Source organism: Methyloversatilis universalis EHg5 (assembly GCF_000378945.1).
Lineage (GTDB): Bacteria > Pseudomonadota > Gammaproteobacteria > Burkholderiales > Rhodocyclaceae > Methyloversatilis > Methyloversatilis universalis_A.
On sequence record NZ_KB900539.1, the window covers coordinates 1,647,747 to 1,662,709 of the forward strand.

A 14,963-nucleotide genomic window follows, 5' to 3' on the forward strand; every position below is an offset into this window, starting at 1 on the left:
TGCAGCGATGACCGCCTGGCTGGTACTTGCTTCGATCGGCGTGCTGCTTGCGCTGCTGGTGCACGGCCGGGTGGCACCCGCGCCGCTGTTTACCGGGCTCGCCACCTGCTACTACTTCGCCGGCCTGCTGGACCAGAAAACCTGGCTCACCAGCTACACCAATCCGGCGCTGGCCATGCTGGTGCTGCTGCTGCTGGTGTCGCTGGTGATCGAACGGGCGCCGGTGCTGGAGCGGGTGTCGGACCGCCTGCTGCGCGGCTCGCCCGGCTGGGCGGTGGTGCGCTTCACCTCGGTCACCACGCTGTTTTCCGCCTTCCTGAACAACACCGCGGTGGTCGGCGCGCTGCTCGGCGTGGTGACCAGGCAGCGCCATCACCCGGCTTCGCTGCTGCTCATCCCGCTGTCTTTCGCCGCCATTGTCGGCGGCATCACCACGCTGGTCGGCACCTCGACCAATCTGGTGGTCAGTTCGCTGATGGTGAACGCGGGGCTGCCGCCGCTGGGCATGTTCGACCCGAGCTGGGTCGGCGTGCCGGTGGCGCTGGTGTGCGTGGCGGTGCTGGCGCTGAGCGTCCGGCTGCTGCCGCGGCACGAGGCAAACGACCGCGAACTGCAGCAGGCCTATTTCCTGGAAGCACGGGTCGAGGCGGCGTCAAAGCTGATCGGCCGCAGCATCGAACAGAACCGGCTGCGCAATCTGGAAGGCCTGTTCCTGCTGGAAATCATGCGCGAGGGCCGGCTCATTTCGCCGGTGGCTCCGACCGAAGTGATCGAGGCCGGTGACGTGCTCATCTTTACCGGCGAAATCGACAAGGTGCAGGCGCTGCAGCGCTTCGACGGGCTGCAGGTGTTCGGCATGGAAGCGAACGCGCTGCTGCGTTCAAATCTGCTCGAAGTGGTCATTTCCAGTCAGTCCGAACTGGCGAACAGGACGCTGCGCGAGGTCGATTTCCGCACCATGTTCGATGCCGGTGTGGTCGGCATACGGCGCGGCGACAAGCGGCTCACCGGCCAGCTCGGCCGGGTGCCGCTGCATGTGGGCGACAGCCTGCTGCTGGCGGTGGGGCCCGATTTCGCACACCACCGCAACATCGAGCGCAATTTCCATCTGGTGGGCGGCACGGTGCGGCCGCGGCTGACGCCGGTGCAGAGCCGGTTCACGCTGGGTGGCTTCGCCGCGGTGATCGCGCTGTCCGGTTTCGAGATCGTGCCGCTGTTCACCGGCCTGCTGCTGCTCATGATCGCGCTGGTGGCGAGCGGGCTGCTCACGCTGGGGGAGATGCGCCGCCGCTTTCCGTTCGATCTGGTGCTGACCATAGGCTCGTCGCTGGCGATTGCCAGCGTGCTCGAGAACAGCGGGGCGGCTGAGCTGATGGCAGGCGGCCTGCGCGCGCTGTATGACGGCCACGGTGTGCTCGGCGCCTTCGTCGGCATCTACCTGCTCACCGTGCTGCTGACCGAACTGGTCACCAACAACGCAGCTGCCGCACTGGCCTTCCCGATCGCGCTGTCGACCGCGCGCGCTTTCGACGCCGATCCGATGCCCTTCATGATGGCGGTGCTGTATGGCGCCAGCGCCGGCTTCCTGATCCCCTTCGGCTACCAGACTCACCTGATGGTGTATTCGCCCGGCCGCTACCGGATGATGGATTTCGTCCGCGTCGGCCTGCCGGTGTCGATCGCCTATGGCGCCACGGTGCTGCTGCTGGTGCCGGTGTTCTTCCCGTTCACCCGCTGACCCGGCGCCGGGTCAGGCCGTCTGGCCTGCGCTCCAGCCGGAGGACCAGGCCCACTGGAAGTTGTAGCCGCCCAGCCAGCCGGTCACGTCCACCACCTCGCCGACGAAGAACAGGCCGGGCACGCGGCGGGCCGCCATCGTCTTCTGGTCGAGGTCGCGCGTGTCCACGCCGCCCAGCGTCACTTCCGCCTTGTTGTAGCCCAGCGTGCCCGACGGGTGCAGCGGCCAGCCCTTGAGCTTCGCGGCGATGTCGGCCAGCGCGGCCCGCGGCAGTTCGGCGAGCGCGACATTCCAGCGGCCTGCGCCCTCGAAATCCACCCACTGCTGCGCGAAGCGCTTCGGCAGGTGGTCGGCGAGCAGCGTGGCCAGCGTCTGCCGGCCGCCGCGCGCGGCCTGCAGCCAGCTTTCGGCATCGGCCACCTCCGGCAGCAGATCGATGTGCAGCGCTTCGCGGCCGCCGGCCTGCTGCCAGTAACTCGACGCCTGCAGGATGGCCGGACCGGACAGGCCGCGATGGGTGAGCAGGGTCTGTTCGCGGAACTCCGGGCCTTCGCACCAGGCGATCGAATCGAAGGAGGCGCCGGACAGTTCGCCGAAGCGCGCCAGCCAGTCCGGGTCCAGCGCCAGCGGCACCAGGGCCGGTTTCGGCGCCACCACTTTCAGGCCGAACTGCTCCGCCACCCGGTAGCCGAAAGGTGTCGCCCCGATCTTGGGCACGGTGAGGCCGCCGGTGGCGATCACCAGCGAGGCGGCGAAGCGTGCGCCCTGGTCGGTATCGACCCGGAACAGGTCGCCTTCGCGCGACACGCCGCTCACCGCCGACGGCCGCTGCCAGCGCACGCCACCGGCATCGCACTCCGCCTTCAGCAGGTCGATGATCTGCTGCGAACTGTCGTCGCAGAACAGCTGGCCCAGCGTTTTTTCGTGGTAGCGGATGCGGTGCCGCTCGACCAGCGCGATGAAATCGCGCGGCGTATAGCGCGACAGCGCCGAGCGGCAGAAATGCGGGTTCTGCGACAGGAAGCAATCGGGCCTCAGGTCGCGGTTGGTGAAATTGCAGCGGCCGCCGCCGGAAATGCGGATCTTCTCGGCCAGCTTGGGACAGTGGTCGATCACCAGCACGCTGCGGCCGCGGCTGCCTGCGGTGGCGGCGCACATCAGGCCGGCGGCGCCGGCGCCGATCACGATCACATCGACGTGCATGGACGGGGAGAGGAAGACGAAAGGCGCGAGTGTAGCGGCGCTCAGCGCAAATCCGGGGCCTGAAGTAGCATCGGCGGATGCGATTCATCCATTCCCTGCGACGCGGTTCGGTGCGCACCCGGCTGGTGTTGCTGGTGCTGGCACCGCCGCTGCTGATGCTGCCGCTGCTGATCGCGTTGGTGGTGCACTGGGGCAATTCCGCCTACGACCAGCTGCTCATCTACAAGGTGAATGCCGAACTGACCATCGCCCGTCAGTATTTCGACCGGGTGCTCGACAGCCAGCGTCAGACCGTCTCGGCGATTGCGGCGTCCGGCAAGCTGCGCAGCGTGCTGGGCGCGCCGGCCTCGCTGGCCGCCCTGCTGAAGGCACAGGCCGAGGCGCAGCAGTTCGACTACCTGTACGTGCTCGATGGCGAGGGCAGGGTACGGGCGGCGTCCACCCACACGCGGTCAGGCGAGGCGCTGAGGGAATCGCGCACCGACTGGCCGGTGGTGCGGGCCGCGCTGGAGGGCGAGTCGCGTATCGCGCTGTCGGTGTTCGACGCCGCCCGACTGGCGGCCATCGGCCCGCCGCTGGTCGAGCGCGCACGGCTGGCCATCGTGCCGACTGCCAATGCGACGCCCGATCCGCGGCACGAAGAGGAGCGCGGCATGATGATCCATGTTGCGGTGCCCATCCTCGACGCCCAGGGCGAGCAGATCGGGGTGCTCGAAGGCGGCCGGCTGCTGAACCGCAACCTCGATTTCGTCGACACCATCAACGACCTGGTCTACAACGACGGCGCGCTGCCGCTGGGTTCGCGCGGCACCGCCACGCTCTTCCTCGACGACGTGCGCATCGCCACCAATGTGCGCATGTTCGGCGGCGACCGCGCACTCGGCACCCGGGTGTCGGCCGCAGTGCGCCACCGCGTGCTCGACAATGGCGAGCGCTGGCTGGACCGCGCCTTCGTCGTGAACGACTGGTACGTGTCGGGCTACGAACCGGTGGTTGATGGCGAGGGCCGGCGCATCGGCATGCTCTATGTCGGTTTTCTCGAAGCGCCTTTCCGCGAAGTGAAGCAGAACATCCTGGCGGCGCTGATCGGCCTGTTCGCGCTCATCATGGCGGCCGGCGTGGTGCTGTCGCTGCGCGGCGCGCGCAGCATCTTCCGGCCGATCGAGCGCATGGACGCCACCATCGGCGCGGTCGAGAAGGGGGACGCGGCGGCCCGCACCGGCAGCGTCGAAGGTGGCGAGGAAATCGCACGCCTGGCGGGCCACCTCGACACCCTGCTGGATACCGTGGCCGCGCGCGAGGCGGAGCTGAAGCAGCTCAACGCCGAACTGGACCAGAAGGTGGTCGAGCGCACCGCCGAACTGCGCGAGGCGCAGCGCCAGCTGGTGCTCTCGGAAAAGCTGGCGGCCATCGGCCAGCTCACCGCCGGTGTGGCCCATGAAATCAATAATCCGGTGGCGGTGATGCAGGGCAATCTGGACCTGATGCGCGAACTGCTGGGCCCGTCCGCCGATGGCGTGAGCACCGAAATCCGGCTGCTGGACGAACAGATCAACCGCATCCGCGTCATCGTGACCAAGCTGCTGCAGTACGCGCGGCCGGGCGAATTCGCCGGCTACGTGTCCGAATTGGACACTGGCGCGCTGCTGCAGGACACGCTGCCGCTGGTGCAGCACCAGGCGCGCAAGAACGGCGTGGACATCGTGCTTGCACCGGGCGCGCGCACGCGGGTGCGCATCAACCGCGAAGAGCTGCAGCAGGTACTGGTGAACCTCATCGTGAATGCGCTGCACGCCATGCCCGGCGGCGGCACGCTCACCCTGAGTACCGCAGACGTGTCCGACCCGGCCGGCGTGCGGCTGGAGGTGCGCGATACCGGCCACGGCATCGCGCCGGAACACCTGGGCCGGGTGTTCGATCCCTTTTTCACCACCAAGCGTTCCGAAGGCACCGGTCTGGGCCTGTCGGTGTCGCTCGGCCTGATCGAGCGCTATGGCGGCACCATCACGGTCGCCAGCACGCCGGGCGAGGGCACCTGTTTCAGTGTGCTGCTGCTGGCCGAGCCGCAGTTCCGCGCGGCGGAAGGCCCGGCGCACGCCTAGGTCCTGCGTCCGCCTCAGCGCACGATGGAGAAGCCGACCCGTATCTGTGCCGGGCCGCCCCGGTTGTAATCGAGCAGGCTTTCGCCATAGCCGTTGAAATACTGGAAGTGCAGGAAGCCACCGGCGCCGGCGTCGGCCAGCAGCCGGCGCTTCAGGCGATAGGACAGGTCGAGCTGCAGAGAGCCCTGATCGCCCGGATACCCCTCGGCCTTCAGCAGCCAGCCGTCGTCATTGCCCACTTCCAGGCCGAGCAGCGCGTAGCCGCGGTACTTCGCAATGTCGCGGTTGGTCGGATCGCGGTCGGTGTAGTCGAACAGCTTCACCGAGGCGCCGACATGGGTGTTGTGGTCCACGTCCCAGCGCCAGGAGGGCTTCACGAACAGGGTGTCGATCGAACGCGAGTCGGCGCCGTCGCGGCCGTTGGACTGGTGCTCGTAGCCGGCCTGGGCGCTGACGGTATGGCGTGAACCGATCTGCCGGTAGGGGCCGAATTCGTAGAAGAAGCTCGGTTTGTAGGTGGTGTCGCGGAAAGGTTTGGAATCGCCGCTCCAGTCCCAGATCGAGGTCTGGGTGTAGCCGAAGTGCAGGCCGGTGAGCAGATCGCCCAGCGGCAGTTCGGTGGCCCAGCCTTCCGGATCGAAGATGCGGTACTTGAACGAGATCTGGAAGCGGGCCGTCGTGTCGCCGCGCGAACCGGCGACGAAATAGACCGGTTCGTGGGTGCCGAGGCCGATGCGGTTGCGGCCCAGATTCACTACGCCAGCAGGTTCGGCCCCGGTCGTTTCGGTGGCGGCCGCCCGCACCGAGGCGGGCGACACCACCGCAACCGCGCCGGCGGCCAGCGGTGCCGGCTTCAGCTGCACCAGCAGCACGCTGGATGCGGCTGAGGTCAGTTCCAGCCGGCCGGTGCCTTCGAGATCGGTCGGGAACACCGCCGCATAGTCGCGCCGCCCGTCACGGGCCGGGGTGGCGGCGTGCAGCGCCAGATCGGCGGCACGGGGGCCGACGATGACGCGCGCCTTCAGTTCTTCCGGAAGTGTTTCTCCGGCGGTCGATACCACGGTGAGTGCGAGCGGCAGACCCGGTTCGACCAGGGTCTGGCGGCTGGCGAGCAGCAGGTCAGCATGGGCCGGGGCGGCCAGCAGCAGGGCTAAGAGCGTGCCGGGCAGGCGCAGGGGCAGGCGGTTCATGTAGGGCTCCTTGAAGGATGCCCCCGATTCTGCCTGCTGCGTGGTGCGGCGGGCTGTCAGCCTGAGCCGACTGCCCGCCGGTGGTGTCCTACCAGAGCGTTTCCCGCTCCGGCGAGGCGCTGATGCGGTGGATGGCCAGATCGGCGCCCTCGAATTCCTGCTCCGGGTCCAGACGCAGGCCGGTGAAGGCCTTGATGGAGCCGTAGATGACCGCGCCGCCGGCCAGCGCCAGTGCGACACCGGCCACGGTGCCGACCAGCTGGGTCATGAAGCTCACCTTGCCCAGGCCGCCCAGAGCCTCGAGTCCGAAAATGCCGGCGGCGATGCCGCCCCAGGCGCCGCACAGGCCGTGCAGCGGCCACACGCCGAGCACGTCGTCGATCTTCCAGCGGTTCTGGGTCAGCGTGAACATGAGCACGAACAGGCCGCCCGCGAGGCCGCCGGTGAGCAGCGCACCGAGCGGGTGCATGAGGTCGGAGCCAGCGCAGACCGCGACCAGACCGGCCAGCGGGCCGTTATGCACGAAGCCCGGGTCATTGCGCCCGGCCACCAGTGCCACCAGCGTGCCACCGACCATGGCCATCAGCGAATTGACCGCCACCAGACCGTTGACCGCTTCCAGCTTCTGCGCGCTCATCACGTTGAAGCCGAACCAGCCCACGGTCAGTATCCAGGCGCCGAGTGCGAGGAAGGGAATGCTCGACGGCGGATGCGCGGCGATGCCGCCGTCGCGCGAGTAGCGGCCGCGTCGGGCGCCCAGCAGCAGTACCGCGGCCAGCGCGATCCAGCCGCCGAAGGCATGCACCACCACCGAGCCGGCGAAGTCGTGGAATGGCGCGCCGAAAGTGCTTTCAAGCCAGGCCTGGAAGCCGAAGTTGCCGTTCCAGATCATGCCTTCGAACAGCGGATAGAGCAGGCCGACGATGAGTGCGGTGGCGCTCACCTGCGGCCAGAAGCGCGCGCGTTCGGCGATGCCGCCCGACACGATGGCCGGGATGGCGGCGGCGAAGGTGAGCAGGAAGAAGAACTTCACCAGATCGTAGCCGCCGGCCTGGGTCAGGCTGGCTGCGCTGCCGAGGAAATGAACGCCATAGGCGATGCCGTAGCCAATGAAGAAGTACACCAGGGTCGATACTGCGAAATCGACCAGAATCTTGACCAGTGCATTGACCTGGTTCTTGCGGCGTACGGTGCCCACTTCGAGGAAGGCGAAGCCGGCGTGCATCGCCAGCACCATGATGGCGCCGAGCAGGATGAACAACACGTCGGCCGATGTCTTGAAACTGTCCATGAAAACTCCGGTAATCACGATCACGGTGCAGATAGCAAAAGATGCACCAGCAGACGGCAGGCATTCGTCGCGTGGCACGGAAATGGGGCGCAACGTGGCGCCGGCCCCGATTTTGATGACGCTGGTGTGAACCGTCCAGGCGATCGGGCCCGCACATTCGTGGGGCGCTGAAGCCTCGTGCGCACAAAAATTGTGCGCAATGAAACGAGTTCAATCAAAATGCCCGGTTTTGGTGCAAAAAAGCCTGAAGGCTGTGAGGAGACAATATTGAAGTACGGCAATTTCGGAGATTTCGTAGGTCGGGTCGAGGCACGCAATCCGGGTCAGCCCGAGTTCATCCAGGCGGTGACCGAGGTGATGGAAAGCCTGTGGCCTTTCATCGAGGCGAATCCGCGCTATGCCGAACAGGCGCTGCTGGAGCGGCTGGTCGAGCCGGAGCGGGTGATCATGTTCCGCGTCAGCTGGGTCGATGACCGCGGCGAGGTGCAGGTGAATCGCGGCTACCGCATCCAGCACAGCTCTTCGATCGGGCCGTACAAGGGCGGCATCCGCTTCCATCCGTCGGTGAATCTGTCCATCCTGAAATTCCTGGCCTTCGAACAGACTTTCAAGAACGCGCTCACTACGCTGCCCATGGGCGGCGGCAAGGGCGGCTCGGACTTCGACCCCAAGGGACGCAGCCAGGGCGAAGTGATGCGCTTCTGTCAGGCCTTCGTGTCCGAGCTGTTCAGGCACGTCGGTTCGGATACCGACGTGCCGGCCGGTGACATCGGTGTCGGCGGTCGTGAAGTCGGTTACATGGCGGGCATGATGAAGAAGCTCAGCAACCGCGCCGACTGCGTGTTCACCGGCAAGGGCCTGTCCTTCGGCGGTTCGCTCATCCGTCCGGAAGCGACCGGCTACGGCACCGTCTATTTCGCCGAGGAAATGCTGTGCCACGCCGGCCATTCGATGGCCGGCCTGCGGGTGTCGGTGTCCGGTTCCGGCAACGTGGCCCAGTACGCGGTGGAAAAGGCGATGGCGCTCGGTGCCAAGGTGGTGACCGTGTCCGATTCCGGTGGCACCGTGATCGATGAAGACGGCTTCACCACCGAAAAGCTGGCCATCCTGATGGATGTGAAGAACCGCCAGTACGGTCGGGCGAGCGACTACGCGAAGCAGGTCGGTGCGCGCTTCGAGGAGAACGTGCGGCCCTGGCATGTGCCGGTCGACGTGGCGCTGCCCTGCGCCACCCAGAACGAGCTGGACGAGAAGGACGCGCGCACGCTGATCGGCAATGGCGTGAAATGCGTGGCCGAAGGCGCCAACATGCCCTCGACCATCGAAGCCGCGAAGGCCTTCGAAGCGGCTGGCGTGCTGTACGCGCCGGGCAAGGCATCGAACGCCGGTGGCGTGGCGACCTCGGGTCTGGAAATGAGCCAGAACGCGATCCGCATGAACTGGACGCGCGACGAGGTCGATACCCGCCTGCTGCACATCATGCAGGGCATCCACGCCGCCTGCCTGCAGTACGGCAAGCGCAAGGATGGCCGCCTGAGCTATGTCGATGGCGCCAACGTGGCCGGCTTCGTGAAGGTGGCCGAAGCGATGCTGGGGCAGGGCGTGATCTGATCGCCGTGCAGCCCCGGCTGCCCGAGCCGTGCGGGCGTGGCCGGGGCGGAAACGCTTTTCCGGCGACGACCCGGAAACAAAAAGCCCACTCCTCGGAGCGGGCTTTTTGCTGGAGCGGCGCTTCGATTACTTCAGGATGGTCGCGAGCGAGTCAGCCACGTAATCGATGTTCTTCGAATTCAGCGCAGCCAGGCAGATGCGGCCGGTGCTGACCGCGTAGATGCCGAATTCGTCGCGCAGGCGGTCGACCTGGGCGACGGTCAGGCCGGTGTAGCTGAACATGCCGCGCTGGCGCACGACGAAGGAGAAGTCACGGGCGACGCCGCGGGACGACAGCTTGTCAACCAGGCCGGTGCGCATGGCGCGGATGCGCTCGCGCATTTCACCCAGTTCCTCTTCCCACATCGAACGCAGTTCGGGCGTCGCCAGCACCGATGCCACCACAGCGCCGCCGTGGGTCGGCGGGTTGGAGTAGTTGGTGCGGATGGTGCGCTTCAACTGGCTCAGCACGCGGGCCGATTCGTCCTTGGACGCGGTCACGATGGACAGCGCGCCGACGCGCTCGCCGTAAAGCGAGAAGGACTTCGAGAACGAGCTGGAAATGACGAAGCTCAGGCCGGACTGCACGAACTGGCGCACCGCCACGGCGTCCTGGTCGATGCCGTCGGCGAAGCCCTGGTAGGCCATGTCGAGGAAGGGCACCAGGTTGCGCGCCTTGCACACGTCGACCACTTCGGCCCACTGGGCGTCGGTCAGGTCGGCGCCGGTCGGGTTGTGGCAGCAGGCGTGCAGCAGCACGATCTGGTTGGCCGGCAGCGCCTGCAGGTGGGCGATCATCGCGTCGAAGCGCACACCGCGGGTGTCAGCGTCGAAATACGGGTAGACATCGACTTCGAAGCCGGCGGCTTCGAACAGCGCACGGTGGTTCTCCCAGCTCGGGTCGCTGATGTACACCTTGGCCTGCGGCAGCAGGCGCTTCAGGAAGTCGGCGCCGATCTTCAGCGCACCGGTGCCGCCCAGGGCCTGGGCGGTGACCACGCGGCCGTCGGCGGTCAGGGCGGCGCCCTGGCCGAACAGCAGATCCTGCACCGCCTTGTTGTAGGCCGGCGCACCTTCGATCGGCTGGTAGCCGCGCGGCGGCGCATTCTTCATGCGCGTCTCTTCCGCGGCACGCACCGCACGCAGCAGCGGCAGCTTGCCCGCGTCGTCGTAGTACACGCCCACGCCCAGGTTCACCTTAGTGGTGCGGGTATCAGCGTTGAAGGCTTCGGTCAGGCCCAGGATGGGGTCGCGCGGGGCCATCTCGACGGTCGAGAAGACGGACGGGTTCATGCGTGCTCCGGTGTGCAGGGTTGGTGTGCCCGGGTCGGGCGGTGCGTCGTGCTATTAAAGATAGGTCGAAAAAACGACAACAATCGCGCTAATGTCTGCCTTTGCCCGAACGCCGTCGAAGTCTCGCGGTCATCAGGCTGCAAAAGCAGTGTGATTCAGATTTGTGCAACGCAAAATTCTACCATGTCGGAAACTGTCGCCACACCCGCCCTGTTAACCTTTGACAACAGTCCTTACCGGCTGCACCAGCCCTTCCCGCCGGCCGGCGACCAGCCGGGCGCCATCGACAAACTGGTCGAGGGCATCGACGACGGGCTCATGTTCCAGACCCTGCTCGGCGTGACCGGTTCCGGCAAGACCTACACCATGGCCAACGTGATCGCCCGCACCGGGCGCCCGGCCATCGTGATGGCGCCGAACAAGACGCTGGCCGCCCAGCTGTACTCGGAATTCCGCGAATTCTTTCCGGAGAACGCGATCGAGTACTTCGTGAGCTACTACGACTACTACCAGCCGGAAGCCTATGTGCCGTCGAAGGACCTGTTCATCGAGAAGGACAGCGCCATCAACGAGCACATCGAACAGATGCGGCTGTCGGCCACCAAGAGCCTGATGGAGCGGCGCGACGTGATCATCGTCGCCAGCGTGTCGTCGATCTATGGCATCGGCGACCCAGTCGATTACCACGCGATGATCCTGCATCTGCGCGAAGGCGGCACGCTGCACCAGCGCGACATCATCGCCCGGCTGGTGCAGATGCAGTACCAGCGCAACGACACCGACTTCAAGCGCGGCACCTTCCGGGTGCGCGGCGACGTGATCGACATCTTCCCGGCCGAACACGCGGAGAACGCGCTGCGCGTGTCGCTGTTCGACGACCAGATCGAGGAACTGTCGCTGTTCGATCCGCTGACCGGTCAGGTGCGCAGCCGCATCGGCCGCTTCACCGTCTATCCGTCCAGCCACTATGTGACGCCGCGCGCCACCGTGCTGCGCGCGATTGACGCGATCAAGGTTGAACTGGAACTGCGCTCGAAGGAATTCGTCAGCCAGCACAAGCTGGTCGAGGCGCAGCGCATCGAGCAGCGCACCCGTTTCGACCTCGAAATGCTGAACGAACTGGGCTTCTGCAAGGGCATCGAGAACTATTCGCGCCACATGTCCGGCCGTCAGCCGGGCGAAGCGCCGCCGACGCTGATTGATTACCTGCCGCCGGACGCGCTGATGTTCATCGACGAATCGCACGTGACCATTCCGCAGATCGGCGGCATGTTCAAGGGCGACATGGCGCGCAAGAGCAATCTGGTCGATTTCGGCTTCCGGCTGCCGTCGGCGCTGGACAACCGGCCGCTCAAGTTCGACGAATTCGAGAAGCTGATGCCGCAGACCGTATTCGTGTCGGCCACGCCGGCCGCCTACGAGGCGGCCAATCAGGGCCAGGTGGTGGAACAGGTGGTGCGGCCGACCGGCCTGGTCGACCCGGTGGTCGACATCCGCCCCGCCTCGACCCAGGTGGACGACCTGCTGGGCGAAATCCGCAAGCGGGTCGAGGCCGGCGAACGGGTGCTGGTGACCGTGCTCACCAAGCGGCTGGCCGAGGACCTGACCGACTACTTCAGCGAGAACGGCGTGCGGGTGCGCTATCTGCACTCGGACATCGACACGGTCGAACGGGTGGAAATCATCCGCGACCTGCGGCTGGGCGAATTCGATGTGCTGGTGGGCATCAACCTGCTGCGCGAAGGTCTGGACATTCCCGAAGTGTCGCTGGTCGCCATTCTCGATGCCGACAAGGAAGGCTTCCTGCGCTCCGAGCGCAGCCTGATCCAGACCATAGGCCGTGCGGCGCGTCACCTGAATGGCACCGCCATCCTGTACGCCGACAACATGACCGAGTCGATGAAGCGCGCCATCGCCGAAACCGAGCGCCGCCGGGCCAAGCAGATCGCGCACAACGCGGAGCACGGCATCACGCCCAAGGGCGTGGTCAAGCGCATCAAGGACATCATCGATGGTGTTTACGATCAGGAAGAGGTTGCCCGCGAACTGAAGGTGGCCGAGGAGCACGCGCGCTTCGAGGCCATGAGCGAGAAGGATCTGGCCAGGGAAATCAAGAAGCTCGAGAAGGAAATGGTCGAGCACGCAAAAAACCTGGAATTCGAGAAGGCGGCCGACGCCCGCGACCGGCTGTTCAAGCTGCGCAGCGGCGCCTTCGGCGCGGCGGCGCACTGACCATGCGGCGGCACGGCATGAGTCGGCAGGGTGCTCCGGCGCCCGCCGGCTCGGGCCGGTGCTGAATCCTTCATTCCGCTGAGTCCTGTATTCCGCAATCACCCCGCTGCTAGGCGGAACTTGCCGCGCCCGCCACACTCCCTGCGAACATGCCTCCTATCACTGCATTCTTCCGTCCGCTGCTGGTCACCCTGCTGAGCCTGCTGCCGTCTCTGGCGCCAGCCGCCGAGAGCGCGCCGTCCACCACCCCGCGCGCCACCGTGTCGCTGCTTTCGGCCAGCGATGCGCTGGCGCCCGGACAGACGGTCGAGCTGGGCCTGCATTTCCGCTTCCAGCCCGGCTGGCACATCTACTGGATGAATCCGGGCGACGCCGGTCAGGCGCCGCGCATCGAGGTGTTCGCGCCGGCTGGCAGCACGGTGGGCGACCTGCGCTGGCCGGCGCCGGAACGCCATGTCGACGGGCCGATCACCACCTTCGTCCATCAGGGCGATGTGCTGCTGCCTTTTGCGCTGACGCTGCCGGCGTCGCTGTCCGCCACCACCGTGCTGTCGGTGAAGGCCAGCTGGCTGGTGTGCAAGGACATCTGCATTCCGGACGAAGGCGTGTTCCGGCTCGAACTGCCAGCTGGGGCGGCCGTGCCCGGCGCCGACGCGCCGCTGTTCGAGGCTGCGCGGGCGGCCGCGCCGGTGCGCACAGACTGGCAGGTGTCGGTCGATGCCACCGGCCAGCTCACGCTGCGCGGCGCTGGCGCCGGCGCACTCAGATCGGCCGATTTCTTCCCGGCTGACTGGGGCCGGATCGAACATGGCGCCGCGCAGACCCTGACAGTTGAGGGCGATGTCGCCCGCATCGCGCTGGTGCCCGGCGCCGAATTCGATGCCGCCAGGCCGCTGGAAGGCGTGCTGCGCGCCACCGGTGCCGACGGTGTGGAACGGGCGCTGTGGCTGAGCACTGCCGATCAGCCTGTGACGCGCCCGCCGGTGGTGACGCTGGCCGCAGGTGATGAGCCGCCGCCGCCCGGGGCGCCTGCGCAATCGGCGCAGTCACCGGCCGCCGACGAAACCGGGGGGCTGTGGCCGTTGCTGTTCGCCTTTGCCGGCGGCCTGCTGCTTAACCTGATGCCCTGCGTATTCCCGGTGCTGGCGATCAAGGCGCTGTCCTTCGCCCGTGCCGGTGGCAGTGAATCCGCCCGGGTCAGGCAGCTGTCGCTGGCCTACTGCGCCGGCGTGGTGCTCAGTTTCGTCGCGCTGGCTGGCCTGCTGCTCGCGCTGCGAGCGGCTGGAAGCCAGGCCGGCTGGGGTTTCCAGTTCCAGTCGCCGGTGTTCGTCGCGGCCATGGCCACGCTGCTGTTCGCCATCGGCCTGAACCTGTCCGGCGTGTTCGACGTGGGCGGGCGTCTGGCGTCGGCGGGCAGTGGCCTGGCGGAGCGGGGCGGACTGGCCGGCAGCTTCTTCACCGGCGTGCTGGCGGTGGTGGTGGCCACGCCGTGCACCGCGCCCTTCATGGGCGGAGCGATCGCCGCCGCGCTGACCGCGCCGGCCGTCGTGACCGTGGGCATCTTCGTCGCACTGGGTCTGGGCATGGCGCTGCCCTATCTGCTGCTGGCCTTCTTCCCGGCGCTGGCCCGGCGCATGCCCAAGCCCGGCGCCTGGATGGAGCGGTTTAAGCAGGCGCTGGCTTTCCCGATGTATGGCGCGGCGGCCTGGCTGGTGTGGGTGCTCAGCCAGCAGAGCGGAGCGGATGGCGTGCTGCACGCGCTGGTGGCGCTGCTGCTGGTGGCGCTGGCCGCATGGCTGGCTGGCAGCGCCCAGCGCGGTGCGCCGCGCCCCTGCCTGTGGCGGGCCGCGGCGGTGCTGACCCTGGTGATCGCGGCGCTGGCGGTGGGGCGCACGCCTGCGCCGCAGCCTGTCGTTGCGGCCTCGGCCGACGGCACCTACTCGCCGCAGCGGCTGGCCGACCTGCGCGCCTCCGGCAAGCCGGTGTTCGTGAACATGACCGCCGCCTGGTGCGTCACCTGCCTGATGAATGAAAAGGTGGCGCTGTCGACCGCAGAAGTACAGGCCGCATTTGCCGCGCGCGGCATCGTCTACCTGAAGGGCGACTGGACCCGGGCCGACCCGGACATCACCGCCTTCCTGCAGTCGCACGGCCGGGACGGCGTGCCGCTCTACGTCTTTTACCCGGCGGGCGGACAGCCGGTGCTGCTGCCGCAGATCCTGACGCCGGGCGTGGTGCTTGCGCATCTCGAACCCCAGCCGTGA

The 14,963-nt window shown here is 67.2% G+C and carries 10 protein-coding genes; 6 read left to right on the top strand and 4 right to left on the bottom strand.

Annotated elements, in window-relative coordinates; translation table 11 throughout:
• The first annotated feature begins 7 nt into the window (after positions 1-7).
• Positions 8-1,738 carry an SLC13 family permease gene (locus METUNV2_RS0107640; protein ID WP_018228889.1) on the top strand — a complete coding sequence of 577 codons (1,731 nt, stop codon included), beginning with the start codon at positions 8-10 and terminating at the stop codon, positions 1,736-1,738.
• A 12-nt stretch (positions 1,739-1,750) separates the two neighbouring features.
• On the opposite strand, the gene METUNV2_RS0107645 is transcribed toward METUNV2_RS0107640, so the two are convergent.
• On the bottom strand, positions 1,751-2,941 hold the full coding sequence (locus tag METUNV2_RS0107645; RefSeq protein WP_026187968.1) for an NAD(P)/FAD-dependent oxidoreductase: 1,191 nt from the start codon (positions 2,939-2,941) through the stop codon (positions 1,751-1,753).
• Between the two features lie 77 nt (positions 2,942-3,018).
• Between METUNV2_RS0107645 and METUNV2_RS0107650 the strand changes: the two genes are divergently transcribed.
• Positions 3,019-5,043 (top strand): cache domain-containing protein, encoded by a 2,025-nt coding sequence (locus METUNV2_RS0107650; RefSeq protein ID WP_018228891.1) that lies wholly within the window; start codon positions 3,019-3,021, stop codon positions 5,041-5,043.
• A gap of 14 nt (positions 5,044-5,057) precedes the next feature.
• Here the strand turns inward: METUNV2_RS0107650 and METUNV2_RS0107655 are convergent, their stop codons facing one another.
• On the bottom strand, positions 5,058-6,233 hold the full coding sequence (locus tag METUNV2_RS0107655) for a phospholipase A (RefSeq protein ID WP_018228892.1): 1,176 nt from the start codon (positions 6,231-6,233) through the stop codon (positions 5,058-5,060).
• Between the two features lie 88 nt (positions 6,234-6,321).
• Positions 6,322-7,524, bottom strand: a complete 1,203-nt coding sequence (locus METUNV2_RS0107660) for an ammonium transporter (protein ID WP_018228893.1) — start codon at positions 7,522-7,524, stop codon at positions 6,322-6,324.
• Between METUNV2_RS0107660 and METUNV2_RS20210 the strand changes: the two genes are divergently transcribed.
• Positions 7,523-7,654 (top strand): hypothetical protein, encoded by a 132-nt coding sequence (locus tag METUNV2_RS20210; RefSeq protein WP_269745068.1) that lies wholly within the window; start codon positions 7,523-7,525, stop codon positions 7,652-7,654. The genes METUNV2_RS0107660 and METUNV2_RS20210 overlap by 2 nt on opposite strands.
• 137 nt (positions 7,655-7,791) lie before the next feature.
• On the top strand, positions 7,792-9,135 hold the full coding sequence (gdhA, locus tag METUNV2_RS0107665) for an NADP-specific glutamate dehydrogenase (RefSeq protein ID WP_018228894.1): 1,344 nt from the start codon (positions 7,792-7,794) through the stop codon (positions 9,133-9,135).
• A gap of 126 nt (positions 9,136-9,261) precedes the next feature.
• On the opposite strand, the gene METUNV2_RS0107670 is transcribed toward gdhA, so the two are convergent.
• The gene (locus METUNV2_RS0107670) at positions 9,262-10,467 is read right to left on the bottom strand and encodes an amino acid aminotransferase (RefSeq protein WP_018228895.1); all 1,206 of its coding nucleotides are present in this window, start codon (positions 10,465-10,467) and stop codon (positions 9,262-9,264) included.
• Positions 10,468-10,650: 183 nt separating this feature from the next.
• Here METUNV2_RS0107670 and uvrB point away from each other — a divergent pair, with 183 nt between their 5' ends.
• Positions 10,651-12,699 carry an excinuclease ABC subunit UvrB gene (gene uvrB / locus METUNV2_RS0107675; protein ID WP_018228896.1) on the top strand — a complete coding sequence of 683 codons (2,049 nt, stop codon included), beginning with the start codon at positions 10,651-10,653 and terminating at the stop codon, positions 12,697-12,699.
• A gap of 149 nt (positions 12,700-12,848) precedes the next feature.
• Positions 12,849-14,963 carry a protein-disulfide reductase DsbD family protein gene (locus tag METUNV2_RS0107680; protein WP_018228897.1) on the top strand — a complete coding sequence of 705 codons (2,115 nt, stop codon included), beginning with the start codon at positions 12,849-12,851 and terminating at the stop codon, positions 14,961-14,963.

Excerpts from the sequence above, each read along its gene's own strand:
- METUNV2_RS0107645 (WP_026187968.1), bottom strand. The coding sequence starts at position 2,941 with ATGCACGTCGATGTGATCGTGATCGGCGCCGGCGCCGCCGGCCTGATG.
- METUNV2_RS20210 (WP_269745068.1), top strand. The coding sequence starts at position 7,523 with ATGAAAACTCCGGTAATCACGATCACGGTGCAGATAGCAAAAGATGCA.
- METUNV2_RS0107655 (WP_018228892.1), bottom strand. The coding sequence starts at position 6,233 with ATGAACCGCCTGCCCCTGCGCCTGCCCGGCACGCTCTTAGCCCTGCTG.
- METUNV2_RS0107670 (WP_018228895.1), bottom strand. The coding sequence starts at position 10,467 with ATGAACCCGTCCGTCTTCTCGACCGTCGAGATGGCCCCGCGCGACCCC.
- METUNV2_RS0107650 (WP_018228891.1), top strand. The coding sequence starts at position 3,019 with ATGCGATTCATCCATTCCCTGCGACGCGGTTCGGTGCGCACCCGGCTG.
- uvrB (WP_018228896.1), top strand. The coding sequence starts at position 10,651 with ATGTCGGAAACTGTCGCCACACCCGCCCTGTTAACCTTTGACAACAGT.
- METUNV2_RS0107640 (WP_018228889.1), top strand. The coding sequence starts at position 8 with ATGACCGCCTGGCTGGTACTTGCTTCGATCGGCGTGCTGCTTGCGCTG.
- METUNV2_RS0107660 (WP_018228893.1), bottom strand. The coding sequence starts at position 7,524 with ATGGACAGTTTCAAGACATCGGCCGACGTGTTGTTCATCCTGCTCGGC.
- METUNV2_RS0107680 (WP_018228897.1), top strand. The coding sequence starts at position 12,849 with ATGCCTCCTATCACTGCATTCTTCCGTCCGCTGCTGGTCACCCTGCTG.